1 protein-coding gene is annotated in these 702 nt (G+C 47.6%); it reads left to right on the top strand.

Translation table 11 applies throughout. The features are described from left to right. A partial coding sequence (locus F8C76_RS18765; RefSeq protein WP_211372176.1) for a hypothetical protein occupies positions 1-702 on the top strand: 702 nt, incomplete at both ends.

The following is a 702-nucleotide window of genomic DNA, read 5'->3' on the forward strand; positions in this document are numbered from 1 at the left end:
AGTAATCTGGTATAACCCCTATGCACCACAAGAATCCTGGTCTGATGACGAAGAAGACCAAGTGGCTGCACAAGAAGATGCTGTTAACCCAGCACCTGTCATTGCTCCAGTGGAAATCAACCATGTTGAGCCACAAGGAGAAGACGAAGAAGAGGATCTGGCTCCCATGCCTGATCTTGAAGAATATGCAAGGATCTTGCAGCATCTCGCTCTAGAACAAGAGCAAGACCACGCCAACGAACCTCCTCGCAACCCAGAGCATGAGGTCCCTGAAGAAAATCAGGTACATTCTCCCTCAACTCCTGAAAATGGAGAAAGTTGCTGGATAGACAATCCTCTTACATCCGAGGATGAGTCTGACTCCGAGCAGGCAACATCTCCTACCAGAGCTTCCTGTAATGTAATATATCAGGGCTATAGCTCTTCTGAAGCGTCGTCTGATGAGATTACCTATACTCCGACGACGCCTAGCAATGTATCTTCTGGAGCCACCTCGTCTCACGTGACTTTCACAGAGATGACACCCTCTCAGGTTTCTTCTCCTGAGACTGTGACTTCAGGATACACATTCTTCCCGACTGATCATCATGAAGAAAACCCAGATAATGATACTTGGGATGATGAAATAGTCAACACAGAAGAAAGGTTGCTGGATGCTGTTCAGGACTTGCTCCCGGAAAATGCTCCGTGCAACACAGTCAC

It is taken from the genome of Flagellimonas olearia, from assembly GCF_009184425.1.
In the GTDB taxonomy this organism is placed as follows: Bacteria; Bacteroidota; Bacteroidia; order Flavobacteriales; family Flavobacteriaceae; genus Flagellimonas; species Flagellimonas olearia.